The following is a 24,065-nucleotide window of genomic DNA, read 5'->3' on the forward strand; positions in this document are numbered from 1 at the left end:
GCCACTTTCGGAGTTGAAGATGTCCCGCCCCGTGCCGAATCCCGGCATTCTCGATATTGCGCCCTACACGCCCGGCAAGAGTCCGGTCGCGGAGCCGGGCCGCAAGGTGTTCAAGCTCTCGGCCAACGAGACCCCGTTCGGTCCCTCGCCCAAGGCGATCGAGGCATTCAGGAACGTGGCGGCGCATCTGGAGGATTATCCGGAAGGAACCTCGCGCGTGCTGCGCGAAGCGATCGGCCGTTCTTTCGGGCTCGACCCCAACCGCATCATCTGCGGCGCCGGCTCGGACGAGATCCTCAATCTGCTCGCCCACACCTATCTCAGCCACGGCGACGAGGCGATCTCGACCACGCACGGCTTCCTGGTCTACCCGATCGCGACCATGGCGGTCGGCGCCAAGAACGTGGTCGCGCAGGAGACCAACCACACCTGCGACGTCGACGCCATCCTCAAGGCGGTGACGCCGAAGACGAAGCTGGTCTGGCTCGCCAACCCCAACAACCCGACCGGCACCTACGTGCCGTTCGACGAGGTCAAGCGCCTGCGCGCCGGCCTGCCGTCGCACGTGCTGCTGGTGCTCGATGCCGCCTATTCCGATTACGTCTCGCGCAACGATTACGAGATGGGGATCGAGCTCGTCGCCACCACCGAGAACACCGTGGTGACGCACACCTTCTCCAAGATCCACGGCCTCGCCGCGCTGCGCGTCGGCTGGATGTTCGGTCCGGAGCACATCATCGACGCGGTCAACCGCATCCGCGGTCCCTTCAACGTGTCGACGCCGGCGATGTATGCCGCGGTCGCCGCGATCGAGGACACCGCACACCAGGCGATGTCGAAGCAGTTCACCGAGACCTGGCGCAACTGGCTCTCCGAGGAGATCGGCAAGCTCGGTCTGAAGGTGACGCCCGGCGTCGCCAATTTCGTGCTGATCCACTTCCCCGAAACGGGCAAGACCGCCGACGAGGCCGACGCGTATCTTACCAAGCGCGGGCTGGTGCTGCGCGCGCTGAAGAACTACCGCCTGCCGCATTCGCTGCGCATGACCATCGGCACCGAGGAGGCCAACCGCCTCGTCGTCGAGGCCTTGCGCGACTTCTTGGCCGGCAAATGAGCACAACACCGCACTTCCAGCGCGTTGCGCTGATCGGCTTCGGCCTGATCGGCGGCTCGATCGCGCGCGCTGCGAAGCTCCAGGGCTTGGCCTCCGAGATCGTCACCACCGCGCGCTCGGAGAAGACGCGCGCGCGGGTGCTGGAGCTCGGCATCGTCGACCAGGTCGTGACGACCAATGCGGAAGCGGTGAAGGATGCCGACCTCGTCATCCTCTGCATTCCCGTCGGTGCCTGCGGGCCGGTGGCGCAGGAGATCGCAGCGCATCTCAAGCCGGGCGCGATCGTCTCCGACGTCGGCTCGGTCAAGGGCGCGATCGTCAGGGACATGGCGCCGCATCTGCCGAAGACCATTCATTTCGTGCCGGCGCATCCCGTCGCGGGCACCGAGCATTCGGGCCCCGACTCCGGTTTCGCCGAGCTCTTCATCAACCGCTGGTGCATCCTGACGCCGCCGGAAGGCGTCGATGCGGCCGCCACCGATCGGCTGCGCGCGTTCTGGGCGGCGATGGGCGCCAAGGTCGAGATCATGACGCCGGATCATCATGATCTCGTGCTCGCGATCACCAGCCATCTGCCGCATCTGATCGCCTACACCATCGTCGGCACCGCCGACGAGCTGGCGCAGGTCACGGAGTCCGAGGTGATCAAGTTCTCGGCCGGCGGCTTTCGCGACTTCACCCGCATCGCGGCGTCCGACCCGACGATGTGGCGCGACGTCTTCCTCGCCAACAAGGAAGCCGTGCTGGAGATGCTCGGCACCTTCACCGAGGATCTCGCCAAGCTCACCCGCGCGATCCGGCGCGGCGACGGCGAGGCGCTGTTCGACCACTTCACCCGCACCCGCGCCATCCGCCGCGGTATCGTCGAGATCGGCCAGGATTCGGCGGCACCGGATTTCGGCCGGCCGCATGCGCAGCTCGGCAAGAAGCCGTAGCGTTCAAGTAGCCCGGATGGAGCGCAAGCGTAATCCGGGATCTCTTTTAGCACGGCGCGACCTGCCCCGGATTGCGCTTCGCTCCATCCGGGCTACGGAAGTCACCTAATACAGCGGCGGGATCTGGCCGACCTTGACCGGGCCGAGCAGCACGGCGCCGTCGACGAATTTCAGCGGGAAGCTCCGCGCCTTCTTGCCCTCAAGCGTGCTCTCGGTGCCGATCGAATTGATGCCGGCCGCAACGCCGGCATTGGCGTTCTGCTTGATGACCTTGCCGAGGCCGGGAACGGCGCGGTCGAGTGCGCCGAACAGATTGTTGAGGTCCTGCGACTTCACGCCAGGCGCAACGCGGTCGAGGGTTGCCTGCGGCACACCCTCCTCCAGCATCTTCTCGATGCCGAGCGCCGGGATCACGCGCTCGAGGCCGGTCACCGTCATCTGCAATTCGCCGTCGAGTCGGCCATTGGCCGAGAGGCCGAGCGTGCCGGCCGCAACCGCGATCATCTCGCCCTGCTGGACGCGCGACTGCACGATCTCGATGTGACCGCCGGCGGCCTGGATTTCGCGGAAGCGTTGCGGCCACGGCTTTGGCGTGAGGTCGGAGAGGCCCGTGATCTTCGCGCGCGTGTCCGCCTCGAACGGCTCGGCGAGCAAGGGATGAACGCCCTGAATGCTGCCCTGCGCGACGTGTAGCACGGTCTCGATCACAGGATGATCCGACGGCGACCCGTCCGCGAGGCGACCGTGCAGCTCGACCTGCTTGGCGCGCGCGAGCGGCACCTGCACGCTGCCGTCGAGACGATTGATGACGGGATCGTCGAACACGATGGAGGCGCGATCCGGCACCGCCGGCAGGCCGACCACGCTGCTGCGGCCCTTGCTCCAATTCACCACGAAAGTGTTTTGCGTGACGCCGTCGGTGAGCGTCGCCGGTGCGGAGAATTCGGCGATGACGCGCTTGGGATCGTAGACCTGGGCGACGACCAGGATGTTGTCGAGCTTCGCCGTGAACGGCGTCTTGCTGGCGTTCTGCGACACCAGGGCGACGCTCGCGCCGGAGCACTGGACCTCGAAGCGGAACGGGAAGCCGGCGATCGAGCGCTTGGCGCAATCATAGATGCGGCCAGACTTGGCCTCCTGCGCCCGCCAGGCATCCGCGGCAATTTCGGCCTGCGAGGCCGCATAGAACCAGAAACAGCTCCACGCGAAGGCGAGGATCAGGAGGATAATGGGGGCGATGAAAAGGCCCCAACGGGGGCGGCGGCCTGTGGCAACGGTCATATCTGACATGCGGCGACCCTTTGACCCCAGATTTTGTCAAATGTAAGCGGGGTTCGGCCGCGCCGAAAGGCCGAGAATTCGCTTCGCTTGGGGGCGTCGTTCTGGTAGCCGTGCCCGAAATGTCGGAAATCACCCTCCCCTCCGTCACCACAGCCAAGGGCGACCTCTGGGTGTTCGGCTATGGCTCGCTGATGTGGCGGCCGGGCTTCGAATTCAGGGAACGCGTCCCGGCGCGGCTGGTCGGCGAGCACCGCGCGCTCTGCGTCTACTCCTTCGTGCATCGCGGCACGCCGGAGCAGCCGGGCCTGGTGCTCGGGCTCGACCGCGGCGGCGCCTGCCGCGGCATCGCTTTTCGCGTCGCCGAGAAGGACCGCGCCGACGTCGTCGCCTATCTGCGGGCGCGCGAGCAGGTCACGTCCGTCTATCGCGAGGTGATGCGCTCGGTGTGGCTGGAGAACGATGCGCGTCAGCGCGTCTCCGCGCTCGCCTATGTCGTCGACCGCGGTCATGTTCAGTATGCCGGCCGGCTGTCGCTCGCCGACCAGCATCGCCATGTCGTCCAGGGCTATGGCCAATCCGGCGCCAACCGCGACTACGTGACGGCAACGGTGAAAGCGATCGAGGCCGAAGGTTTTCGCGACACGCAATTGCATCAGCTCGCGACCATGCTGCATGGTGATGCGCATTCGCTGCACGCGCCGGCTCCCGCAGAAGATCGAGAGAACCGCTAGCGCTCCGACGGCGCGTAGCTCGGCGACGAGCCGATCAACTGCTCCTGCTCTTTCCGGCCCGCTTCCACGAGGCGAGCGGTCGCGTCTTCGATGGCGGTTTGCACGCGCGAGAGAAACTCGTCTTTCGGCAGGCCTGATGGCAGCGGATCGAGGAACTCGACCACCAGCGTGCCGGGATAGCGCATGAAGGTACGGCGCGGCCAGAACAGGCCGGAATTGAGCGCGATCGGCAGGCACCGCACGCCGCACGACGCGTAGATCTGCGCAAAGCCGGTCTTGTAATCGGGCGCAGCGCCGGGCGCCCGGCGTGTGCCTTCCGGAAAGATCACGAGCTGCCCGCCTGCGCGCACCGCCTCGCGCGCCCGCCGCGTCATGTCCAGCAGCGCCTTCACGCCGGCCTTGCGGTCGATCGCGATCATTCCGGTCTTGACCAGGAACTGGCCGAACACCGGGATCTGCATGAGCTGACGCTTGAGAATGAAGATCGGACGGTTGAAGAAGCCCGGCAGCACGAACGTCTCCCAGAACGACTGATGCTTCGCCGCGATCACCAGCGGTCCTGCCGGGATCTTCTCCTGCCCGCGGAATTCGACCTTGATGTTGCAGATCACGCGCATCAGGAACAGCGTCGCCTTCGCCCACCATTGCGCGACCGTCAGCATGGCGCGCGGCGGCAATGCGAAGGTCGGCAGCGCCACGATCGCGAGGCATACGAGCACGGCGTAGAACAGCACGTTGAACAGGAGCGAGCGCAGGAAAATCAAGAACATCGACGGTCCGATCAATTGGCCTGTGCCGTGGCGGGCCGCTTCGGCGCCGCGCCTGCAGGCTGCTCCGACATCTCGGGCGAAAGGTCAATCCCGAAATCCTCCAGCCGCACCCTCAGCTCGGCGGCGATGTATTTCACGTATTCGGACAAGAGCAGCCGCAAGGTGGAGGCCGAGGTCCACCACGGCTCCTCACGCCATTTTTCGCCGACCACCGCGAACGGGATCAGTGTGGTCTCCGGCATCGCATGCGAGAACTCCACCAGCGCGCGCGGCATGTGATAGTTCGAGGTGACGACGATCAGCGATCTGAAGCCGCGCCCCTCGGCCCAGCGCCGCGCTTCCGCCGCGTTGCCGCGGGTCGAGACCGCGGTGCGGTCGAGATCGACACAGCAATGCATGAAGGACTGGTTTTCCGGCAGCGTCCGGGAGATATCGCTCGCCGTCGAGGTCGGGTGCACGCCGGAGATCAGGAGCCGCTTGCCGTAGCCGGCCGCCAGGAGCTCCATCGCATCCGACACCCGCGAGGAGCCGCCGGTCAGGACCACGATGCCGTCAGCCTTGCGGTCCGGCGCGATCTCGGCGCCGCGCAATTGCGACAGGAAGGCGATGAAGCCCGCCGCCGCGCCGACGAAGACGAACGCGACCGTCGACACCAATGCCGCGCGCAGCCAGCCGCGCGGCAATTTCGGCGATCGATCGTCGGTCGGCGAGGCCATATGGTGTCGGTGATCCCTTCCCCGGATGATTTTAAGACGTTTTGAGGCGAAGTGGAGTCCGGTTTATCGGGCTCAATCGACGTCATTCAGCGTCGCGAACAGCGTCTGGCGCGAGGCAACCGCGGTGATGGCGCCGATCAGCACCGCCTGCACGGCGAGCACGATGTAGCCCGACGGCCGCAGCGAGAAGGTGCCGAGCAGAGCTGCGAACTGGTCCCCGACGGGGGTCCCGGAAAACCAGCCGGCGATCGACTCGGAGAAGCCGAACACCAGCATGGCGGCGCCGCCGCCGATCACGCCGCCCTCCAGGCCCAGCCTGAGGAAGTGACGCAGGAAGCGGTTGGCGATGTAACGGTCGCCGGCACCGACGAAATGCAGAACCTCGACGATCGGGCGGTTTGCCGCCATGGCGCCGCGGGTCGCGAACGAGACCGAGATGATGGTCGCGATGATGACGAGCGCGAGGATGCCGATGCCGGCGAGCACGGTGGCGTTGGTCATCGAGCGCATCCGCTCGATCCAGGCGCGGTGATCGTCGACGCTGGCGCTTGGGGCGGCCTGGGTTACGCGCGCGCGCAAGGCGCCAAGATCGAGCGGCGTGCCGGGCTGCACGCGCGCGATGATCATGCGCGGCACCGGCAAATCGTCCATCGACAGGCCGGTGCCGAGCCAGGGCTCGAGCAGCTTGCCGCTCTCGTCCTTGGTGAACGGCTTGACCTCGACGATGCCGGCCTGCGCGCGCATGGCCTCCGTCACCGCCGCAGTGTCGCGATCGAGATCGCGGCCGGCCTGCGGGCGAACCTGGATGGTGATTTCGCTTGCAACGTCCGACTGCCATTCCGCGGCGGAGGCGCTGACGAGCAGCACCGTGCCCGTGGTCATCGAGGCGAGGAAGGTCATGATGGCGACGACGGCAACCAGCGCGCGGCCGTGAATCGAGGCGCGCGGCACGATCGGCGACATGTTGCGCGCCTTGGGCGGAAGCTGCGGACGCTCCTGTCCGAGATCGACCAGCACGCCGCGGTCGTCGGGCCTACTCATAGACGTGCAGCCGCCCCTGGTGCAGCACGAAGCGTCGCGCCTCGTACTGGTCCATCAGGCCGATGTCGTGAGTGGCGATGATGACGGCGGTGCCTGATTTGTTGAGCTCGATGAACAACCGCAGCAGCCGGCGGCCGAGCGTCGGATCGACGCTGCCGGTCGGCTCGTCGGCGAGCAGGAGCTGCGGCCGCGAGATCACGGCGCGCGCGATCGCCGCGCGCTGCTTCTCGCCGCCGGACAGGATCGGCGGCAGCGCGTCCATGCGGTCACCGAGGCCGACCCAGCGCAACAGATCGATCACCTCCTTGCGATAGCTCGACTCGCTGCGGCCCATGACGCGGAACGGTAAGGCGACGTTCTCATAGGTCGTCATGTGGTCGAGCAGGCGGAAGTCCTGGAGCACGATGCCGATGCGCTTGCGCAAATCCGCGATCTCATCCTTGCCGAGCTGCGAGATGTCGTGGCCGAACAGGTTGACGAGGCCGCGCGTCGGCCGGTGCGACAGGAACAACAGACGCAGCAGCGAGGTCTTGCCGGCGCCGGACGGGCCGGTGAGAAACTGGAAGGAATGCGCCGGAATCTCGAAACTGAGGTCGCGCAGAATCTCCGGCCCCAGTCCGTAACGCAATCCGACATTTTCGAACCGAACCAAGCTCAGCTCCGTTCGAGAGGGGGCGCGGGCCGCGCTGCTGCGCTCCGCCACACGCGATCAACGGGTTTTGCGGCCGTTATGGTTTCCGGTTCGTTAACGGTCGCTCTGTAGCATCTCGGATGCCCGGTTCTCCGCGACCGGAGCATCGTCAAGACCAGTCCGTGCATCAAGGCTCGTGTCCATGCATATCGTCTGCCCCCATTGTACGACATCCTACGCCATCAAGCCCGCGAGCCTGGGGGCGAACGGACGAACGGTCCGCTGCTCCCGCTGCAAGGAGACCTGGGTCGCCTATGCCGAGGATGCCATCGAGGAGGCGTCCGTCCCGGCCATGGCGGCGGCCAGCCAGGCCGACGACCAGTCCGACCTCGCCGAGCAGTGGAACTCCTACGCCAGGGACGACGGCGCCGCCGACACGCCTGTCGTCGACAGCCCCTCGATCGCCAGCGACTGGCCGGCCGAGGACGCCCAGGAGACCGAGGACGAATGGTCAGCGGCGGCTCGCGCCGCCGAGGATGACGTCGCCGGCGCGCAGCACCAGTCCTGGTTCCGCGGCCTGTTCAGCCGTCGCGGGGCGCGGGTGAGGCGCCAAGCCCCTACCGAGGCTCCGCGAAAATCCCATTTCGGCCTGCCGACCGCCTGCGCCGCCATGGGCGCGCTGGTGCTGGCGCTGATCATCTGGCGCGGCGACATGATCCGGCTGCTGCCGCAGACGGCGGCGTTCTACAAGATGGTCGGACTCGAAGTTAATTTGCGCGGGCTGGCGTTCAAGGACGTCAAGCTCTCCAGCGAGACCGTGGACGGTAAGCAGGTGCTGGTGATCGAGGGCGTGATCGTCGGTCAAAGCAAGAAGCCGCTCGATATCCCGCGGCTGCGCTTTGCAGTGCGCGACGCGCAGGGAGCGGAAATCTACGCCTGGAACACCGTGCTGGAGCAGACCGTGCTGCAGCCGGGCGAGCGCGCCTTCTTCCGCTCGCGCCTGGCCTCGCCGCCGCCGGAGGGCCGCAATATCGACGTTCGCTTCTTCAACCGGCGCGACATTGCCGGCGGCAGCGTATAGTTGATTTCGTAGATCCCGCGAGGAAGCTTGGCCGCGCGGTTGGTCCCAAGGTTGGTCTCATGCCGAAAATCCTGATCGCCGACGACGAGGATTCGATGCGCCAGCTGGTGGCGCGCGCCATCGCCATGGACGGCCACGAGACCGTCACCGCGCAGGACGGCGCGGAGGCGCTGGAAATCCTGACCCGCGAGAACGGCGCGTTCGATCTCCTGCTCACCGACATCCAGATGCCGGTGATGGACGGCATCGCACTGGCGCTCTCCGCCGCGCGCGATTTCCCTGACCTGACCATTTTGCTGATGACCGGCTTTGCCGACCAGCGCGAGCGCGCCTCGAATTTGAATGCGCTGGTGCATGACGTCGTGACCAAGCCGTTCTCGGTCGCCGACATCCGTACGGCGGTCGCCGACGCGCTGGCAGCGAAGAAGCCGTAGAGCGCGGCGTATTCCGCTGTCATGCCCCCGGCTTGACCGGGCATCCAGTACGCCGCGGCCTCTCGGCTCAATCACAACCGTCTCTGGGATACTGGATCGCCCGATCGAGTCGGGCGATGACTGCGAGTGTGACGTCAAAAATCCTTCAGCAGACGCTCGAGGTAATCGAGCTCGATCTGCGGACGCGCAGGATCGCTCAGGCGGCGGCGGAGCTCTTCGAGGATGCGGCGCGCGCGCTGGGCATCGATCTCGCCGGGAATCTTGACCGTATAGTCGTCGCTGTATTCCTTGCCGCGCAGCGGCCGGCCCAGCGGGTCGGTCCGTTCGCCGCCGCTCTGCTGGCGGCCGACAGCCTGACCGGGGCCGTCACCGTCGCCCGGATCCTGGCCTTCGCCGTTCTGCTGCCCGCCGAGCGCATCGGCGAGATCCTGCATGCCCTTGCGCAGGGCGTCGATTGCCTTGCCCTGCGATGTCGTCGCACCGTCGGCATCGCCTTCGCCGATCTGATTGCCGGCGTCTCCCATGGCGTTCTCTGCGGCGTCGAAGCCGTCATCGCCATCCTGGTCGCCGTCCTGGCCCTGACCTTGGCCCTGCTGACCTTGTTGGCCCTGCTGCCCCGGCTGCTTCTGCCCGCGCTGGCCCTTCTGGCCATCCTGCTGCAAGCCCATCTCGGCGAGCTTCTTCTTGAGGGCCTCCAGCCGCTTCTTCAATTGCTCCTGCCGGCCCTGCGTATCCTGCGACCCTTCGCGCGAGGCCGAGGGATCGTTCGGGTCGGGATAGAGATATTTCTCCATGTCCCGGATCGCCCGGGACTGCTGGCCGATGCTCTCGTCCGAGTTCTTGTCCTTCAGGCTGTCGGCGGATTGCTTCATCGACCGCTCGGCGCTGTCGAGCAGTGCATCCAGACTCTTCTGGTCGGCGCGCGACGACTGGGCGAGGCCAATCGAAGCCGTGGAGCAGGACAGCATCAGCACGAGACAAGCCGTGGCGAGCCTTCCGCGCGCGACCTTCCCGTTCTGCCAGATTGAGGTGTGTTTCATGAGCTACCTCGCTCCCTGGGATTCACGCCAGGTCCTGAGCTCTTCGCGCAAGGCGTCCTGCTGCTTTGCCAGGTCCTCCAGCTGATCGCTGGTCGCGCCGCGCGTCTTCTGCCGCAGCTCTCTCGATTTGCGCAGGATCTCCGCGACCTTGGGCGGCAGAGGTTTTGTGCGCTGACCGCGCTTGGAGTCCTTGCTCTGCCGATCGGTTTCGTCGCGAAGCGCATTCTGCTCCCGCAGCAGGTCGTTCAGCTCGCGCGCGATCTCGTCCAGCTCTTTTTGCTCGGCGCTGGGCGGGCCAGGAGGATTTTCCAGCGCGCGGGCCAGGCGATCCAGCTCGCGCGCCGCCGCTTCGCGATTGCCGCGCTGGATCAGCCGCTCGATGCGCTTCATCTGGTCGTCGAGGCCGATGGCCGGCCGCGCCAGCGGATTACTGCGCATCTGCTGCGCGTACTGGCGCATGTAATTGTCAAGCGCGGTCCGCAGATTGTCCATGAGCTTCTTGAGCTCTTCGTCGCTGGCGCCGCGCTGAAGCGCCTGCTTGAGCGCGTCCTGCGCCGCGCGCAACGCCTTGGCGACGTCGCTGATGTTGCCGTCCTCGATCGTCACCGCGAGCGCCCACAGGCTCGCCACGACCTCACGCAGGGAATCGTCGGTGCGCGCCGCCTCGAGCTGGCGTGCGACGCTATGCAGGCCGAGATATTGCCCGGCCTCCGGCGTGAACATCTCGGGCGCGATCATCAGCGCGTCGAGCGCGGCGTAGACGTCGGAATTCTTGTTGGCGTCGAGCGCGAGGATGCGGCGCTGCTCGATCAGCGCGCGGGCGAGCGGCTTGGTGAACAACCGGCCCGGCAGGCGCATGTTGAAGGGCTCGCTCTTCGCCTCGTTGCCGGCCTCGTCCTTGGCGGTGAGCGTCAGCGTCACGTCCGCACCGGAATAAGGGTCTTCGCTGAGGTCCTTCACGGTCTGGCCGACGCCGTTGCGGGTCCGCGCATTGGGCAGGGTCAGCGCGAATTGCGGCGGCTGGAACAGCGGCCGCGCGGCCTTGCCGTCCGCGTCCTTGGTTCCGTCCTTGTCTTCGGTTGCGCGCGGAACGAATTGCGCCGCGGCGCCGGTGACGCCGTAATCGTCCTCGATCTTGTAGGAGAGCTGCAACGCGCCGTAGGCCTGACGCTCGGGATCCTTGGCGAGCGCGATCGTCGGCGGGCGGTCCGGCGTCGCCGCGAAGGCCCATTGCGGCTGGCCGGAGGGCGCGCGGACATGCGCGGTGCCGTCGCCGGTGATCGTAAAATGCTTCTCGTTGGTGCCCTTCGGCGCGGCCTCGGTGGGCGCGACCTCCTTGAGGCCGCCGGAGGTGACGACATCGAGGCTGCTACCGGAGGAGCGCACGATCAGGGTCGAGCCGGCCGGAACTGCGAGGGGGCCGCTCGCAGGCAGCGCTGCGGCCTCCTTGTTGGCGGCCGACAGGATGACCGGTGGCTTGCCAGTGTAGAGCGGCGGGGTGATCCAGGCATCGACCCGGACGTTGGTCGGCGCCAGCACGCCGTTCCAGTCGAACGCGGCACCTAACCGCATCGCGCGCTCGTCGCCGGCGGCGAAGAAGGTCGCGACCAGCATCACCATGACCAGCGCGCGCAGCGCCCAGGGATCGTGCAGGGCGAGGCGCGGATGCGGCAAGCCGGCACGGATGCGCTTGAGCGAAGCCAGCGTGCGCTCGCGCTGCGCCTGCCACAGCGCCAGCGCGACCGGGTCTTTCGAGCTCAGCGTGTCCGTCAGCGTCGTCGCCGGGCGGTGACGGATACCGGAGCCACGGTCGAGCCGGCTCAGAGCCTCGTCGCGGCCCGGCCAGCGGAAACGAATCAGCGGGACCAGAGCGGCGATTGCGATGCCGGCAAAAGCCACGAGACCGATAGCACGGATGACGGACGGCAGCACCAGCCAGAGGCCGGCCCACGACACCACCAGGAACAAGCCGACGACAGTCAGCACCCGCGCCAGATGTGGCCAGGCACGTTCCCACGCGATGGCATAAATAGCCCTATCGAGGGCCTGCGCCAGCTTCAGCCGCGACAGAGCGTCGCCATCGCGGATCGGGTCTGACGGGTCGGGGGTGACGCCGTTCAATCAACTCTCCAGGTTGCCCGGAAGAGAAGCGTAGCACAACGGCAGCACTGAGGCATCCGTTCCCGTACGGGAGAGCCCCCTTTTCCCGCATAACACGAGGACGTGACTGGCCGGGCGCAACCCCGTAATTTCCGCGCGCCATTCCGAGGAAAACGCAAGGGAAATAGAGGAAACGCCATGGACAAGAAGATGCACGACAAGGGCCTGGAAGTCCGCAAAGCGGTGCTGGGCGAGGCCTATGTCAACAATGCCCTGAAGAACGTCGACGATTTCAACCGTCCGTTCCAGGAGATGCTCAACGAATATTGCTGGGGCACCGTGTGGGGCCGCGAGGAACTGCCGCGCAAGACCCGCAGCATGCTCAACATCGCCATGATCGCGATCCTCAACCGTCAGCACGAGTTTCGCGCGCATCTGAAGGGCGCGCTGACCAACGGCGTCTCCCGCGACGAGATCCGCGAGATCCTGATGCAGGTCGCGATCTATGGCGGCATGCCCGCCGCGGTCGACAGCTTTCGCATCGCGCGCGAGGTGTTCGCGGAGATCGACGGCAAGGCGTGAGGAAAGGCTTGAGGCCAACCTCTCTCCGACGTCGTCCCGGGGCGTGCGAAGCGCGAGCCCGGGACCCATAACCACAGGCAGATGTGGTTAGCGGGACTCGGAGTGACCGCTTTCGCGCAACCATTCCTCCCTGTGGATATGGGTCCCGGGCTCATCGCTTCGCGATGCCCGGGACGACGAGCGTAAAATGTGACTCCGCTCTCACGCACAACAACAAACAAAGGAAACACCATGCACATCGGATTCATCGGCCTCGGAAACATGGGTTTCCCGATGGCGCGGCGGCTGATCGAGGCCGGGCACAGGCTCGTCGTGTTCGACACGCGCAAGGAGGCCGTCGACAAGCTCGTGGAGCGCGGTGCCACCGCTGCAACCTCGCCGAAGGACGTCGCCGACCAGGTCGAGACGGTCATGGCGAGCCTGCCCTCGCTGCAGGCCTCGCTCGAGGTCGCGACGGGAGCGAACGGCGTGATCGAAGGGAGCCGCGCCAGGCGCTTCATCGATCTCTCCACGGTCGGCTCGACGATGGCGGCGAAGATCCACGGCCTGCTGGCGAAACGCGACATCGTGCAGATCGACTGCCCCGTCTCCGGCGGCGTCGGCGGCGCCGAGAAGGGCACGCTGGCAGTGATGGTCTCAGGGCCCAAAGCCGAGTTCGAGCTGCTCAAGCCCGCGCTCGACGTGATCGGAAAAGTGTTCTTCATCGGCGAGAAGCCGGGCGCGGCGCAGACCATGAAGCTCGCCAACAATTTCCTGTCCGCGACCGCGATCGTGGCGACCTCGGAAGCGGTGGTGATGGGCGTCAAGGCGGGGCTCGATCCTGCGGTGATGATCGACGTCATCAATGCCGGCTCCGGCATGAACACCGCCAGCCGCGACAAGTTTCCACGCTCGGTGCTGCCACGAACGTTCGACTTCGGCTTCGCCACGGGGCTGATGGTGAAGGACGTGCGGCTGGCGCTGGAGGAGATGAAGCAGCTCGGCCTGTCGATGGAGGTCGCGGACGCGGTCGGACGGCTATGGGAGACCGTGATCAGCGCGGAAGGCGCCGAGTCCGACTTCACCGCGGCGATCAAGCCGATCGAGAAGAAGGCGGGCGTTGTGGTTGGCGGAGCGAAGGGTGGATTGGCCGGGAAGTAGCGCCACACACTCAACTCGTCGTCCCGGGGCGCGCGACTTGTCCGCCGTAGCTCGAAGAGCGAAGGCGGAAGCGCGAGCCCGGGACCCATAACCACAGCGAAACGTGTGGCGAAGACTCGGAGTTACCAGCTTCGCCTACAACCACTCCCTGTGGTTATGGGTCCCCGCCTACTCGGGGACGACACCGCAGTTGTTGAGCCGGCTTCGCCAACTCACAACCACGGCGCCGGCGTATCCATCGCGATCAGCTGCTCGACCTCGATGCGCGGGCGCACCACGGCGTATTGATCGCCCTTCACCAGCACCTCGGGCACCAGCGGCCGCGTGTTGTAGGTGCCGGCCTGGACCGCGCCATAGGCGCCGGCGGTCATGATGGCGATGAGATCGCCAGGCTTCGGCGTCGGCAGCGTGCGATCCAATGCGAGATAGTCGCCGGTCTCGCAGACCGGGCCGACGACGTCGGCCATGATCGTGGCGGCGCCCGCGGCCGGCTGCGTCACCGGCAGAATGTCGTGATGCGCCTCGTACAGCGTCGGGCGGATCAAATCGTTCATGGCGGCGTCGATGATGACGAAATTCTTGCCGTCGCCGTGCTTCACGTAGATCACCCTGGCGACCAGGATGCCGGCATTGCCGACGATCATGCGGCCGGGCTCGAACATCAGCGTGCAGCCGAGATTGTGGCTGACGCGCTTGACCATGGCGGCATAGGCGTCGGGCGCGGGCGGCGCCTCGCGATCCATGTAATAGGGAATGCCGAGGCCGCCGCCGAAATCGACGTGGCTGATGTTGTGGCCGTCGCTGCGCAGCGTCTGCACGAATTCGGAGAGGATGCGGAACGCGGTCTCCATCTTGGAGAGATCGGTGATCTGGCTGCCGATATGCACGTCGGTGCCGGTGACCTCGATGCCCGGAAGCTTTGCGGCGCGCGCATAGACCTCGCGGGCATAGGCGATCGGAATGCCGAACTTGTTCTCGGACTTGCCGGTCGAGATCTTGGCGTGCGTGCCGGCATCGACGTCGGGGTTGACGCGCACGGAGATGCGCGCGGTCTTGCCCATCTCGGTCGCAAGCCGCGACAACAGCTCGAGCTCGGGCTCGGATTCGACGTTGAGGCAGAGGATGTCGGCGGCCAGCGCGGCGCGTAATTCGGTTTCGGTCTTGCCGACGCCGGAGAACAGGATCTTGCTGGCGGGAATGCCGGCGGCCAGCGCACGCTTCAATTCGCCGCCGGAGACCACGTCGGCGCCGGCACCGAGTTTGGCCAGCGTGCGCAGCACCGACTGGTTGGAATTCGCCTTCATGGCGTAGCAGACCAGCACCTTCTCGCCGGCGAAGGCGTCGGCGAAGACGCGGTAGTGCCGCTCGAGCGTCGCGGTCGAATAGCAATAGAACGGCGTACCGACGGTTGCGGCCAGCTCGGACAGGTTCACGGCCTCGGCGTGCAGCACGCCGTTGCGATAGTCGAAATGGTTCATGGCGTCGGCTCAGCTATCCCGGCTCATCTTTTGCCGGGAGGTTCGTCCAGGAGCGGGTCGAGGATAAACGATTTCTTCTTTCCCTTGGCTGCGGCAGGCGCCGCGTCCGCACCGTAGGTGGGATTGAACACGCTCGGCGCCCTCTGGGCTTCGGTGTCGGTGTCGGTTGGACCCGCGACATTGGCCGTGGATGCACTGGAGGCGGTCGGCGGCAGATCCAGCGGGCCCTTGCGGCCGCAGCCGGCAAGCGCAAGCGCCGTCAGGCTCAAGACAATGATGGCCCACCCCGAGCCGGCCGGGCGAAACTTTGACGTCACGACGAAATCCCCACTACGCGGGCCGCACCATACAGAGATTGGCGCGCTCTGGCGAGAGCCGGATGACCATGAAACATAAGCGAAATTTTGCCCTCAGCCCAATTTTCGCTCTTTTTCCAGCCGCTTCGCCCAGGCCTTGGCCTGCGACGCCACGTTCTTCGGCGCGGTGCCGCCGAAGCTGGTCCGGCTCTTCACCGACGATTCGACCGAGAGCACGCCGAGCACATCCTTGGTGATCTTGGGCTCGATCGCCTGCATCTCCTTCAGCGGCAGCTCGTGGAGCGCCACGCCGCCCTCGGCGGCCTTCGCCACGATACGGCCGGTGACGTGGTGGGCGTCGCGGAACGGCATCTTCAGCGTCCGCACCAGCCAGTCGGCAAGGTCGGTCGCGGTGGCATAGCCCTCGCCCGCGGCCGCCTTCATCTTCGCTTCGTCGGGCACGAGATCGCGGACCATGCCGGTCATGGCGCGGATCGCGAGCGACAGGGCAGCAAAGCCCTCCATCGCCCCCTGCTTGTCCTCCTGCATGTCCTTTTGATAGGCGAGCGGCAGGCCCTTCATCACGATCAGGAGGCCATTGAGCGCGCCGATGACGCGGCCGGTCTTGGCGCGCACGAGCTCGGCGGCATCCGGATTGCGCTTCTGCGGCATGATCGAGGATCCCGTGGTGAACTTGTCGCTGAGGCGGATGAGACCAACCAGTGGCGAGGTCCAGATCACGATCTCCTCGGCAAAGCGCGACATGTGCACGGCGCAGATCGAGGCCGCCGACAGCGTCTCCAGCACGAAGTCGCGATCGGAGACCGCATCGAGCGAGTTCGCCATCGGGCGGTCGAAACCGAGCGCCTTCGCGGTGGCGTGGCGATCGATCGGGAACGAGGTGCCGGCGAGCGCGGCGGCGCCGAGCGGCGATTCATTGAGCCGCTTGCGGGCGTCCTGGAAACGGCCGCGGTCGCGCGCCGCCATCTCGACATAGGCGAGCAGATGATGGCCGAAGGTCACGGGCTGCGCGGTCTGCAGATGCGTGAAGCCGGGCATGACCGTCGCGGCATGTTCGAGCGCGCGATTGACGAGCGCGGCCTGGAACGCGGCGAGCGCTGCATCGGTCTCATCGAGAACGTCACGGACATAGAGACGGAAATCGGTCGCAACCTGGTCGTTGCGCGAGCGCGCGGTGTGCAGCCGGCCGGCGGCGGGGCCGATCAGCTCGGACAGGCGGCTCTCGACGTTCATATGGATATCCTCGAGCGCGCGCTTGAACGTGAAGCCACCCTTGCCGATCTCTGACAAAATCGTGTCTAGACCCTTGCCGATATTTTTCGCATCAGAGCCCGTGATGATGCCCTGCGCGGCAAGCATCGCGGCGTGCGCCTTGGACGCGGCAATGTCCTGGGCGAAGAGGTGACGATCGACGTCGATGGAGACGTTGATCTCTTCCATGATCTCATCGGGACGCTCCGAGAACCGGCCGCCCCACATCTTGTTGCTCATGATCCCCTGCTCACGCCTTGCTTGCCGCTGCTGCCGCACGTTTGCTGGCCGGAGCCAGCCGTATTAAGAGGCCCCTGATAGCCATATCTGCGACCGGATGACAAACGATATGCTCGACAAGACGCCCTCCGCCACGCGCCGGATCCCCCTCGTCATCGCCACCGTGGCGATCGGAGGGCTGGCCGGCTTCGCCGCGCTGTACGGGCTGGGCCTGAACCGGGCGCCCTCAGGCGATCCGGCCTGCCGGGCCGCGGTGGCAACGGCGCAGAAAATCGCCTCCCTCGCCCATGGCGAACTGGCCGCCCTGACCATGGCGAGCGCGCCGCTAAAACTGCCCGACCTGGTCTTCGAGGACGCCGACGGCAAGCCGAAGAAGCTGTCCGATTTCCGCGGCAAGACGCTGCTGGTCAACCTCTGGGCCACCTGGTGCGTGCCCTGCCGCAAGGAAATGCCGGCGCTGGACGAGCTCCAGGGCAAGCTTTCGGGCCCGAATTTCGAGGTGGTGGCAATCAACATCGACACCCGCGACGCCGAGAAGCCCAAGACGTTCCTGAAAGAGGCCAATCTGACCCGGCTCGGCTATTTCAACGATCAAAAAGCCAAGGTTTTCCAGGATCTTAAAGCCATAGGCCGGGCCCTGGGCATGCCGACCTCGGTCCTGGTCGACCCGCAGGGCTGCGAGATCGCGACGATCGCGGGGCCGGCGGAATGGGCGAGCGAGGACGCGCTCAAGCTGATCCGGGCTGCGACGGGCAAGGCCGCCGCGTCGCTCTAGGCGCGTGTCTTAGGCCGTGACGTTGAGGATGCCGCCGACGCCGGCGCCGACATTGGCGAGCGAGGGCTGACCGGCGCCGAGCAGCGTCAGGACGGTGGACTTCTCCGCGTCCGCATTCTGCTTCATCAGCGTCGCCGTGATATTCGACTGAAGCGCGCCTTGCTGAGCGGCCAGCATGGTGCTGACCATCGCCATCATGTCCATTACGCAAACCCTCTTACCGGGCGCACCCTAGGGGCGAGCGGTTAACGCGACATGAATTGTCACAGACCGGGGGCTTTGTCCGTGTCCCGGACGCGGCGCGGCACGAAGTGACGCACCGCAGAGCCGGGACCCATGCTTCAGCGTGCACGTGGCTTCTGGGCCCCGGCTCTGCAGCGCATCGCTGACGCGCTGCGCAGCGTCCGGGGCACGAGACCGTCCTACCGCGTCGGAACCGGCTTGGCGCCGCGGTAGTCGTAGAAGCCGCGCTGGGTCTTGCGGCCGAGCCAGCCGGCCTCGACGTATTTCACCAGCAGCGGGCACGGGCGATATTTGGAGTCGGCGAGGCCCTCGTGCAGCACCTGCATGATCGACAGGCAGGTGTCGAGGCCGATGAAATCGGCGAGCTCGAGCGGGCCCATCGGATGATGCGCGCCAAGCTTCATCGCCGCGTCGATGGCCTCGACATTGCCGACGCCTTCATACAGCGTGTAGATCGCCTCGTTGATCATCGGCAGCAGGATGCGGTTGACGATGAAGGCCGGGAAATCCTCGGAGACCGCGACCTGCTTGCCGAGCTTGCCGACGAATTCCTTGGACGCCTCGAAGGTCTGGTCGTCGGTGGCAATGCCGCGGATCAGCTCGACCAGCTCCATCAGCGGCACCGGATTCATGAAGTGAATGCCGATGAAGCGCTCGGGCCGGTCGGTGGCCGCGGCAAGCCGCGTGATCGAGATCGAGGAGGTATCGGAGGCGACGATCGCCTCCGGCTTCAGCACCGCGCAGAGCTCGTGGAAGATCTTGCGCTTGACCTCTTCCTTCTCGACCGCGGTCTCGATCACGAGGTCGCAATCGGCGAGGTCGTCGAGCTTCTCGGCGAGCTTGATGCGGGCCATCGCCTTGGTCTTGTCGTCCTCGCTGACGGCCTTCTTGGAGACCTGGCGCGCCAGATTGCCATTGATGGTGGCCATGCCCGACTTGAGCCGGTCGGCCGAGACGTCGTTGAGCACCACGTCGAAACCGGCCAGCGCCGCGACATGCGCGATGCCATTGCCCATCTGACCCGCGCCGATCACGCCGACCTTCTTGATCACTGCCGCCATAATGTCATCCACCGGAACGGCGCGCAGATCGCGCCTGCCTCATCCCCCGAGCCGGGAGGCCCGATTTAATCAGAACCTTGGCTCGAAACCTAGATTGGATCGCTTCCCCGGCGTGCCCCACGCCAAAGAAAACGCCTCGAAAAAGAAAAACCGGCCGGAGTGTACCACTCCGGCCGGTTTTTTTAGCGCGTTTTTACTTGCCGAGCTTGGCGAGCGCGTCGGTGAGCTCAGGAACCGCCTGGTAGAGGTCGGCGACCAGGCCGTAATCGGCGACCTGGAAGATCGGCGCGTCCTCGTCCTTGTTGATCGCAACGATCACCTTGGAGTCCTTCATACCGGCCAGATGCTGGATCGCGCCGGAAATGCCCACCGCGACATAGAGCTCGGGGGCCACCACCTTGCCGGTCTGGCCGACCTGCCAGTCGTTCGGCGCATAGCCGGCATCCACCGCCGCGCGCGAGGCACCGACGCCGGCACCGAGCTTGTCGGCGAGCGGCTCGATGTACTTGGCGAAGTTCTCGCGGCTCTGCATGGCACGGCCACCGGAGACGATGATCTTGGCCGAGGTCAGCTCGGGGCGGTCGCTCTTGGCGACTTCCTCGCCGACGAAGGACGACAGGCCCGGATCGGCCGCCGCAGCGACGTTCTCGACGGCGGCGCTGCCGCCTTCACCCGCCGCCGCAAAGGTCGAGGTGCGCACCGTGATGACCTTCTTGGCGTCCTTCGACTTCACCGTCTGGATGGCGTTGCCGGCATAGATCGGGCGCTCATAGGTGTCGGGGGCGACCACCTTGGTGATCTCGGAGACCTGCATGACGTCGAGCAGGGCCGCGACCCGCGGCATCACGTTCTTGAAGCGCGAGGTCGCGGGCGCGACGATCGCGTCATAGCCGGAAGCCAGCGAGACGATCAGCGCGGCCAGCGGCTCGGCGAGATCGTGGGCGTAAGTCTCGCCCTCGGCCAGCAGCACCTTCTTCACGCCGGCAAGCTTGGCGGCGGCATCCGCCGCGGCCTTGGCGTTCTGGCCGGCCACCAGCACGTCGACATCCGCGCCGAGCGCGGCAGCCGCGGTCAGGGCCTTGTTGGTCGCGTCCTTCAGCGACGCATTGTCGTGTTCGGCAATCAGAAGCGTCGTCATCAGAGCACCCCGGCTTCGTTCTTGAGTTTCGACACCAGCTCGGCGACGTCCTTGACCTTGACGCCCGCCTTGCGGCCCGCCGGCTCCGTCGTCTTGAGAACCTCGAGACGCGCGGCGACGTCGACGCCGTAATCGGCGACGGCCTTCTCCGCGATCGGCTTCTTCTTGGCCTTCATGATGTTGGGCAGCGAGGCGTAGCGCGGCTCGTTGAGACGGAGATCCGTGGTGACGATCGCCGGTCCCTTCAGCTTGACGGTCTGCAGACCGCCGTCGACTTCGCGGGTGACCTTAAAGTCAGAGCCTTCGACTTCGAGCTTCGAAGCAAACGTCGCCTGCGACCAGCCGAGCAGCGCGGCCAACATCTGACCGGTCTGGTTGCTGTCGTCGTCGATCGCCTGCTTGCCGAGGATGATCAGGCCGGGCTGCTCTTCTTCCGCAACCTTCTTCAGGATCTTGGCAACCGCGAGCGGCTCGACGGTGCCCTCGACCTTCACCAGGATGCCGCGATCGGCGCCCATGGCGAGACCGGTGCGGATCGTCTCCGAGGCCTGCGCCGGTCCAATGGAAACCACGACGACCTCGGTGGCCTTGCCGCCTTCCTTCAGGCGCAACGCTTCCTCGACCGCGATTTCGTCGAACGGGTTCATCGACATCTTCACGTTGGCGAGTTCAACGCCCGATCCATCGCCCTTGACGCGGACCTTGACGTTGTAATCAACCACCCGCTTTACCGGCACCAAGACCTTCATCGATCCTCTTTCACTCAATTTGGGAGGGGGGTTATCAACTGGCGCGGAACCTAAAGGCCTGATCCGGCCCGGTCAACGCGCGACAGGGCCAAATTTTAGACCTTAGAAATATCGACCTCAATGGGTCAGCGATTCTGGCCCGGAACCCAGAGCACGTCGCCGGCACCGTTATGGTTGGCGGCACGGCTGGCGACGAACAGGAAGTCGGACAGGCGGTTCATATACTGGATGCCAGCGGCGCCCACAGGCTCGCCGGGACGGGCCGCCAGTTCCACCATTACGCGTTCCGCCCTGCGGCAAATCGTACGGGCAACGTGGAGGCAGGCGGCGGCCGGCGTGCCACCCGGCAGCACGAAGGAGGTGAGCGGCGCCAGCTTGTCGTTGAGCGCGTCGATGTCGCGCTCGAGCCGCTCGACCTGGCTTGCCACCACCCGCAGCCGCTCGGCCTTGCCTTCACGCTCAGGCACTGCAAGGTCCGCGCCGAGGTCGAACAGATCGTTCTGGATGCGGCCGAGCATCGCGTCGAACTCGGGCATGTCATGGGTGTGGAGCCTGACAACGCCGATCGCGGCATTGGTCTCGTCCACGGTGCCATAGGCTTCGATGCGCAGATCGTATTTCGGACGGCGTTCGCCAGTTCCGAGCGCTGTCGTGCCGTCGTCACCGGTCTTCGTATAGATGCGATTCAGCGTGACCATTTTTAACGCCCCATCGCCCAGACCGCGAGCATGGCAATGACGATCGCCACGAACTGAAGCAGCACGCGCCAGCGCATCAGCTTCTGCGAGGTGTTGGGCGAGCCGCCGCGCATCATGTTGACGAGACCGAGCAGCAGCACCAACGCCACGGCGCCGGCTGCCACCGGCAGGATGAAAGTACTCAGGAGAGATGCCATCAGCGGTAGATAACACCCTGTGCGCTGGTCCGCCATGGCGTTCCCGATCTGGCTTTTAAGCCAATAATATCAGAAGCTAGCTGGATGATTTCCGATTTGCACTCGTCGCCTGTCTTCTTCGCCTCTCCCCGCATGCGGGGAAAGACGAATCCGGAGTAAGCTGTGAAGGCCATCCGCTACATCTACGTCGTCGTGGAGGACGCCTTCTACACCTTCCTCGCCGATGACGGCTGGGCGATCGCGAGCCATATCGCGCTGTCGACCCTGATGGCGCTGTTCCCGTTCCTGATCGTGCTGACCTCGCTCGCCGGCTTCTTCGGCTCCAAGGAACTTGCCGATCAGGCCGCAAGCCTGATGCTTCAGGTCTGGCCGAAGCAGGTCGCCGATTCGATCTCGGGGGAAGTCCACGACGTGCTGACCACGACCCGCACCGGCGTGCTGACGATCGGTGCAGCGCTGTCGGTGTATTTCGCCTCCAACGGCGTCGAGGCGCTCCGCGTCGCGCTGAACCGCGCCTATGCGGTGGTGGAGATGCGGCGCTGGTACTGGCTGCGCCTTGAATCGATCGGCTACACGCTGGTCGCGGCCTTCACCGCGCTTGCCATGGCGTTCCTGATCGTGCTCGGACCGCTCTTCATCGAGGCGGCGCGGCGCCATATCCCGCTGTTCGTCGAGTCCAACGAGAGCATCCTCACCTGGCTGCGCTACGGCATCACCGTGGGCGCACTGGTGGTGGCGCTGATCATCCTGCATGCCTGGCTGCCGGCGGGACGGCGCGCCTTCCTCCAGATCCTGCCCGGCATCGTCTTCACCATCGTGGCGTCGCTGATCTCGGGCATCGTGTTCGGCCAATATCTGGCGCGCTTCGCCAACAACTACGTGACGATGTATGCGGGGCTCGCCTCGGTGATCATCGCGCTGGTGTTCCTGTATTTCATCGCCGCGATCTTCGTCTACGGCGGCGAGCTCAACGCCGCGATCATCAAGTCGCGGCTTCCTCACGGCGTTTCGCTTCAAGCAGCGCAGTCGCTAAAGCGCGCGGAGACACAGGCTTGACCAGGAAGGCGTCGGCCCCGGCTTCGCGCGAGGCCGCCTCGTCCTCGCCGCGACCGGACACGCCGATGATGGGGATCTGAGCCAGCGGCGCCGGCATGGTCCGGATCCGCCTGATGGCCTCGACGCCGTCGATGCCAGGCAGCACCATGTCCATCAGCACCGCATCGAACGCGCCCTGCGCGAGCCGGTTCACCGCGTCCTCGCCGCGCCCGATGAACTCGGCATGGTGGCCGAGCTCGGTCAGGATGGTGTTGAGCACGACGCGGCCGAACGGGTTGTCCTCGACGCTGAGCACGCGCAGCGCGGCCATCGCATCCGCCTCGGCTTCGCCCTTCGACTTGCGGGACTTGGGCGATTCCGTCGCGTCGAGCGACATGGTCAATGTGAAGGTGGCGCCGCCGCCGCGCCGCGGTGCGACCGTGATGTCGCCGCCCATCGCGCGCGCCAGTTGCTTGACCGAGGAAAGGCCCAAGCCGGCGCCGCCGAAGCGCGAGGCGATGGTGACATTGGCCTGGGTGAAGGGGCGGAACAGCCGCTTGATCTCGGCCATGGTCAGGCCGATGCCGCTGTCGGACACCGCGAAGGCGACGCCGACCTTGCCCTTCGCCTTGTCTCCGGCCTTGCCCTTGGCGGGACGCCAAGGCGTGACCGCGAGCGCGACACCGCCCTGCTCGGTGAACTTGACGGCATTGTCGATCAGGTTCTCGAGCGCGGCGCGCAGGCGGACGGGATCGCCGACCACCAGCCCCGGCAGCTTCTCGGAGATATCGACCTGGGCCTGGAGGCCCTTGGCCGCGGCGCGTCCGGCGAGCGAATCGCCGGCGCTGCGGGCGAGCGCGCGCAGATCGAACAAATCCTGCCGCAAGGCACTTCCACCCTTGCCCGCCCCCTTGCCGGTCCTGGCGGCATCGACGAACAGGGTGGCAAGGCTCGCCAGATGCTCGGCACCAGCCTTGATGGTGTCGGCCCAGCGCCGCTCGCGCTCGCCCAGATCGGAAGTGGCGAGCAGGTCGCTGATCGCGAGAATGCCGGTCAGGGGGGTACGGACCTCATGGGCGAACGCGGCGAGCGCGGCCTGGACCACGTCCGGCGCCACGGCCTTGGCACTGCGCTTGCGCAACCGGTCGGTCGCCCCGGACCGCTTCCGCGGCGGTCGCCTGGACGTTCGCGTGGTGCGCGCTGAGCGCGTTTTCGCCGCCATGAATCCCTTCGAAGGGTCCCCTTCGATCCCCAGGCTCTCAAGCAAGCATCGCACGGCGGAACCCC

General features: G+C 66.1%; 26 protein-coding genes. 9 read left to right on the forward strand and 17 right to left on the reverse strand.

Features of this window, described 5'->3' with window-relative positions:
- Positions 1–19: 19 nt before the first annotated feature.
- Together hisC and AB7008_RS45250 are read left to right on the forward strand one after the other, a co-directional pair.
- Entirely contained in the window at positions 20–1,114 is a 1,095-nt protein-coding gene (hisC, locus tag AB7008_RS45245) for a histidinol-phosphate transaminase (RefSeq protein WP_028159251.1), read from the forward strand.
- The gene (locus tag AB7008_RS45250; RefSeq protein WP_028159250.1) at positions 1,111–2,049 is read left to right on the forward strand and encodes a prephenate/arogenate dehydrogenase family protein; all 939 of its coding nucleotides are present in this window, start codon (positions 1,111–1,113) and stop codon (positions 2,047–2,049) included. Before hisC ends, AB7008_RS45250 begins: the two co-directional genes overlap by 4 nt.
- 105 nt (positions 2,050–2,154) lie before the next feature.
- On the opposite strand, the gene AB7008_RS45255 is transcribed toward AB7008_RS45250, so the two are convergent.
- Positions 2,155–3,339, reverse strand: a complete 1,185-nt coding sequence (locus AB7008_RS45255) for a DUF2125 domain-containing protein (protein ID WP_028159249.1) — start codon at positions 3,337–3,339, stop codon at positions 2,155–2,157.
- Between the two features lie 110 nt (positions 3,340–3,449).
- Here AB7008_RS45255 and AB7008_RS45260 point away from each other — a divergent pair, with 110 nt between their 5' ends.
- Positions 3,450–4,061, forward strand: coding sequence for a gamma-glutamylcyclotransferase (locus AB7008_RS45260; protein WP_304491709.1), 612 nt, complete (start codon positions 3,450–3,452; stop codon positions 4,059–4,061).
- Here the strand turns inward: AB7008_RS45260 and AB7008_RS45265 are convergent.
- The 4 genes from AB7008_RS45265 to ftsE form a co-directional block, all read right to left on the reverse strand.
- Positions 4,058–4,831 (reverse strand): lysophospholipid acyltransferase family protein, encoded by a 774-nt coding sequence (locus AB7008_RS45265; protein WP_014491662.1) that lies wholly within the window; start codon positions 4,829–4,831, stop codon positions 4,058–4,060. The two genes, AB7008_RS45260 and AB7008_RS45265, sit on opposite strands and share 4 nt — an antisense overlap.
- Before the next feature lie 11 nt (positions 4,832–4,842).
- On the reverse strand, positions 4,843–5,547 hold the full coding sequence (locus AB7008_RS45270) for a YdcF family protein (RefSeq protein WP_304491710.1): 705 nt from the start codon (positions 5,545–5,547) through the stop codon (positions 4,843–4,845).
- A gap of 72 nt (positions 5,548–5,619) precedes the next feature.
- The gene (locus AB7008_RS45275; protein ID WP_304491711.1) at positions 5,620–6,588 is read right to left on the reverse strand and encodes a cell division protein FtsX; all 969 of its coding nucleotides are present in this window, start codon (positions 6,586–6,588) and stop codon (positions 5,620–5,622) included.
- Positions 6,581–7,240: a cell division ATP-binding protein FtsE gene (ftsE, locus tag AB7008_RS45280; protein ID WP_014491659.1), complete on the reverse strand. Its 660-nt coding sequence runs from the start codon at positions 7,238–7,240 to the stop codon at positions 6,581–6,583. Before ftsE ends, AB7008_RS45275 begins: the two co-directional genes overlap by 8 nt.
- 181 nt (positions 7,241–7,421) lie before the next feature.
- Between ftsE and AB7008_RS45285 the strand changes: the two genes are divergently transcribed.
- Together AB7008_RS45285 and AB7008_RS45290 are read left to right on the forward strand one after the other, a co-directional pair.
- Positions 7,422–8,300, forward strand: a complete 879-nt coding sequence (locus AB7008_RS45285) for an MJ0042-type zinc finger domain-containing protein (RefSeq protein WP_441260955.1) — start codon at positions 7,422–7,424, stop codon at positions 8,298–8,300.
- A gap of 59 nt (positions 8,301–8,359) precedes the next feature.
- Entirely contained in the window at positions 8,360–8,734 is a 375-nt protein-coding gene (locus AB7008_RS45290; RefSeq protein ID WP_028159244.1) for a response regulator, read from the forward strand.
- 134 nt (positions 8,735–8,868) lie between these two features.
- On the opposite strand, the gene AB7008_RS45295 is transcribed toward AB7008_RS45290, so the two are convergent.
- Both AB7008_RS45295 and AB7008_RS45300 read right to left on the reverse strand, forming a co-directional pair.
- Entirely contained in the window at positions 8,869–9,774 is a 906-nt protein-coding gene (locus AB7008_RS45295; RefSeq protein ID WP_304491713.1) for a DUF4175 family protein, read from the reverse strand.
- A 3-nt stretch (positions 9,775–9,777) separates the two neighbouring features.
- The gene (locus AB7008_RS45300) at positions 9,778–11,895 is read right to left on the reverse strand and encodes a TIGR02302 family protein (protein WP_304491714.1); all 2,118 of its coding nucleotides are present in this window, start codon (positions 11,893–11,895) and stop codon (positions 9,778–9,780) included.
- 177 nt (positions 11,896–12,072) lie between these two features.
- On the opposite strand from AB7008_RS45300, the gene AB7008_RS45305 reads away from it, so the two are divergent.
- Both AB7008_RS45305 and AB7008_RS45310 read left to right on the forward strand, forming a co-directional pair.
- A complete protein-coding gene (locus tag AB7008_RS45305) occupies positions 12,073–12,456 on the forward strand; it encodes a carboxymuconolactone decarboxylase family protein (RefSeq protein WP_014491654.1) in 384 nt (127 codons plus the stop codon).
- 231 nt (positions 12,457–12,687) lie between these two features.
- The gene (locus AB7008_RS45310) at positions 12,688–13,596 is read left to right on the forward strand and encodes an NAD(P)-dependent oxidoreductase (protein ID WP_028159241.1); all 909 of its coding nucleotides are present in this window, start codon (positions 12,688–12,690) and stop codon (positions 13,594–13,596) included.
- A 212-nt stretch (positions 13,597–13,808) separates the two neighbouring features.
- Here AB7008_RS45310 and lysA read toward each other — a convergent pair whose 3' ends face one another.
- The 3 genes from lysA to argH form a co-directional block, all read right to left on the reverse strand.
- Entirely contained in the window at positions 13,809–15,074 is a 1,266-nt protein-coding gene (gene lysA / locus AB7008_RS45315) for a diaminopimelate decarboxylase (protein WP_039154374.1), read from the reverse strand.
- 23 nt (positions 15,075–15,097) lie between these two features.
- On the reverse strand, positions 15,098–15,391 hold the full coding sequence (gene lptM, locus AB7008_RS45320; RefSeq protein ID WP_028159239.1) for an LPS translocon maturation chaperone LptM: 294 nt from the start codon (positions 15,389–15,391) through the stop codon (positions 15,098–15,100).
- A 93-nt stretch (positions 15,392–15,484) separates the two neighbouring features.
- Positions 15,485–16,882, reverse strand: a complete 1,398-nt coding sequence (argH, locus tag AB7008_RS45325) for an argininosuccinate lyase (RefSeq protein WP_071909339.1) — start codon at positions 16,880–16,882, stop codon at positions 15,485–15,487.
- 109 nt (positions 16,883–16,991) lie between these two features.
- Between argH and tlpA the strand changes: the two genes are divergently transcribed.
- A complete protein-coding gene (gene tlpA / locus AB7008_RS45330; protein ID WP_304491716.1) occupies positions 16,992–17,657 on the forward strand; it encodes a thiol:disulfide interchange protein TlpA in 666 nt (221 codons plus the stop codon).
- Positions 17,658–17,666: 9 nt separating this feature from the next.
- On the opposite strand, the gene AB7008_RS45335 is transcribed toward tlpA, so the two are convergent.
- From AB7008_RS45335 to AB7008_RS45360, 6 genes are all read right to left on the reverse strand, one after another.
- A complete protein-coding gene (locus AB7008_RS45335; RefSeq protein ID WP_028159237.1) occupies positions 17,667–17,861 on the reverse strand; it encodes a hypothetical protein in 195 nt (64 codons plus the stop codon).
- A gap of 218 nt (positions 17,862–18,079) precedes the next feature.
- Entirely contained in the window at positions 18,080–18,961 is an 882-nt protein-coding gene (locus AB7008_RS45340) for a 3-hydroxybutyryl-CoA dehydrogenase (protein ID WP_014491647.1), read from the reverse strand.
- 193 nt (positions 18,962–19,154) lie between these two features.
- Entirely contained in the window at positions 19,155–20,099 is a 945-nt protein-coding gene (locus AB7008_RS45345) for an electron transfer flavoprotein subunit alpha/FixB family protein (RefSeq protein WP_028147303.1), read from the reverse strand.
- A complete protein-coding gene (locus AB7008_RS45350; RefSeq protein WP_014491645.1) occupies positions 20,099–20,848 on the reverse strand; it encodes an electron transfer flavoprotein subunit beta/FixA family protein in 750 nt (249 codons plus the stop codon). Before AB7008_RS45350 ends, AB7008_RS45345 begins: the two co-directional genes overlap by 1 nt.
- Before the next feature lie 125 nt (positions 20,849–20,973).
- Positions 20,974–21,546: a cob(I)yrinic acid a,c-diamide adenosyltransferase gene (locus AB7008_RS45355; protein WP_304491717.1), complete on the reverse strand. Its 573-nt coding sequence runs from the start codon at positions 21,544–21,546 to the stop codon at positions 20,974–20,976.
- Positions 21,547–21,548: 2 nt separating this feature from the next.
- Complete coding sequence (locus tag AB7008_RS45360) at positions 21,549–21,743, reverse strand: twin transmembrane helix small protein (RefSeq protein WP_014491643.1); 195 nt, start codon at positions 21,741–21,743, stop codon at positions 21,549–21,551.
- 162 nt (positions 21,744–21,905) lie between these two features.
- Between AB7008_RS45360 and AB7008_RS45365 the strand changes: the two genes are divergently transcribed.
- Complete coding sequence (locus AB7008_RS45365) at positions 21,906–22,799, forward strand: YihY/virulence factor BrkB family protein (RefSeq protein ID WP_028159235.1); 894 nt, start codon at positions 21,906–21,908, stop codon at positions 22,797–22,799.
- Here the strand turns inward: AB7008_RS45365 and AB7008_RS45370 are convergent.
- Positions 22,726–24,000, reverse strand: coding sequence for an ATP-binding protein (locus AB7008_RS45370; RefSeq protein ID WP_028159234.1), 1,275 nt, complete (start codon positions 23,998–24,000; stop codon positions 22,726–22,728). The two genes, AB7008_RS45365 and AB7008_RS45370, sit on opposite strands and share 74 nt — an antisense overlap.
- Between the last annotated feature and the right edge of the window lie 65 nt (positions 24,001–24,065).

The organism is Bradyrhizobium sp. 521_C7_N1_3, from assembly GCF_052075975.1.
In the GTDB taxonomy this organism is placed as follows: Bacteria; Pseudomonadota; Alphaproteobacteria; order Rhizobiales; family Xanthobacteraceae; genus Bradyrhizobium; species Bradyrhizobium japonicum.